Genomic DNA, 2,327 nt, shown 5'->3' on the forward strand with positions numbered 1-2,327 from the left:
CAAACAGTTAACCCTCAGGGCGCAATGCTTAACTTCTTAACTGAGTTGTCTTTAATACGCTATCTTAGCGATGTTTTTCGAGTGGTATTATTTACGTTTCGTTCAATGCTTCTCAATCTGTATAAATTCAAAAAATATATTTATTAATAAACAAAAAACTTAGTAGAAAAAAGCTCGTTAGCGTTGAGAAACGACTAGCGATGCGATAGCGAAGAGCTGTGGCTAAAAATCCTTACAATACGAGATTAAACCAAGCCGATTAATTTACTTATCTCCATAGATAATGACGTCATTTAAATAATGGCGAATAGACTCGGCTGGCTTGAAATCAGTAATTAGAATATAACAACAGCAAAAAACAGCGACAAAGCAATCAAAATAATAAGGATATGACTATGATGACATCAACCAGTCAATTTGAGAAAAAATGATTAGATAACTTTCAATGGTTAGCTGGTGACAAGCTATCTGGTATAACGGCACTAGCAAATGATGAAAAAGATCGAGTACGAAAACAGCCATTATTTTACCTCGAAACGGTTTCTGTAGACAGTTATGAAGATGACATTTACTTTGTGAACAATACTAATGAAACGCTCAGATGGGTAGCGCCTTTTAAACCCTATCAAAATATAGAACAAGCAAGGGCGAAGTTGGGTGATGTTAGTGATGAAAACTTACGTAAAGTGACGCTCTATAGTGATGATATCGACAGTTTATACACGGACATACTTCCCAAGCAGGGGGTGCGTATTGGCAGTGTTGATATTCTTTATGACAGTGATGCGCTGATGCAATGGTTTATACATGTGCCCTATAAAGGGCCAGATACTCATTATGCGATTTGGCAATTTAATGTCGTGGAGAAGGGCGGGATTCGAGGAACTTATTCATTGCTAGGGGAGGATTTTGGCAGGCCTTCGCATATAGTGAGTTGTGATTGTCTGTTTGAGCGAGCGGATATGCCGATAGAAGTCAGCGTTTATGAAGAGCGCTGTGCAATGCTTGAGAGGCTTATTGGTTCATTTGGTATTGCAAATGCCATATTCGTATTGGCGATCAATGATGTGCTTTATCGTTACGGTATTGGCTGGAGTGCGCCCTATAGTGAGTCGGACATACAGGCACAAGACATTGCGATGAGATTACAAGAGCAAAAGCCGAAAGATACAGAAGCGGTGAGAGCCATTGTCCAAACAGTTTATGATTTTTGGTTTGATGAAGGCTTTGCAAAAAACATCTCAATGCAGGCTTGTGAGGAGATATTGAGCTTGTCCCAAGCGCAGGTGGCTAGCCAAAAACCAGTTTAATTTATGAGTCAAATTATTGAGCATAAACCCAAATAATAATTAAAAAAGGAGAAGTTTATGATGTTTCCTATCGAAAACAATGACACGTTTTTGTTGTTTTTTCATGGTCTTGATTCCAGTAATGAGACCAGCAAATATACTTGTATTACTCGTGAACCAAAATACTGCCAAACAGTCAATTACCGAGACAATTTTTTAGAAGTATTTGAGATTTACGATGCGCTGATCCGTGAAAAAATGACACAGTATCCGCGAGTGGTATTAGCAGGGCATTCGCTTGGTGGCTGGTTTGCCAATCACTTTTCCCATAAATACAACCTGCGTGCGCTATTGATTGCGCCTTGTATCTATCCAAGTGAGGTATTGGCTGACCGTATTCCTGCAGTGGCTGATATGAAGTTATCATTCCCTACATCTAACACTGAGATGATGCGCGTCATGGTAGAAGTCGACGATGAAAGTTTGGATGTGGCGATTGCTAGACGAACTTTAGTCAATCTCCCTGATAGTTGGGAAGTCGATTACTTTGAAGGTGGTCATCACCGCATCGCTCGTAGCAGTGATATTTGGTATCACTTAACTCATCTGTGCGAAGATCCAATCGTTTGGATGGATGAGGCAACATATCATGGTGAAGATTAAGGTGTGTCATTGAGGCGTGTTTGTGTAGTCAGAAAGCTACTAAACCGCTACGGCGTTACTTTCCTTCTTAGGTGTACTACTTAATATAACCTGTAGTCAGCTGTCTTGTATTTATTTTAGATTTATTTGACTATAAAACGAAGTTTATAAAATTTATCCAACATATGTCCTATAGGATTATGTATTTTCTATGTTACCTGTTATTATACGACAGCAACAATTCTGAGATAATATATAATATTTTAAAGTCTTAGTGTTTTCAGCGCTGATAGTTAAGAGAACTGATAATAGATATATTATGAATGTCTTTTTTAAGCTGGTTATAGCTCGTTTTTTATTGAATATTTTGAGGAAAGTTACGTGGAAATTATAGGT

2 protein-coding genes are annotated in these 2,327 nt (G+C 38.2%); both read left to right on the forward strand.

The window, feature by feature from the left end:
- Positions 1-575 precede the first annotated feature (575 nt).
- The gene (locus ACT3RN_RS15205; RefSeq protein ID WP_192520894.1) at positions 576-1,310 is read left to right on the forward strand and encodes a hypothetical protein; all 735 of its coding nucleotides are present in this window, start codon (positions 576-578) and stop codon (positions 1,308-1,310) included.
- A gap of 57 nt (positions 1,311-1,367) precedes the next feature.
- Positions 1,368-1,952 carry a YqiA/YcfP family alpha/beta fold hydrolase gene (locus tag ACT3RN_RS15210; protein ID WP_192992594.1) on the forward strand — a complete coding sequence of 195 codons (585 nt, stop codon included), beginning with the start codon at positions 1,368-1,370 and terminating at the stop codon, positions 1,950-1,952.
- Positions 1,953-2,327: the final 375 nt, after the last annotated feature.

The organism is Psychrobacter sp. AOP5-GZ1-6, from assembly GCF_052376345.1.
GTDB lineage: Bacteria > Pseudomonadota > Gammaproteobacteria > Pseudomonadales > Moraxellaceae > Psychrobacter.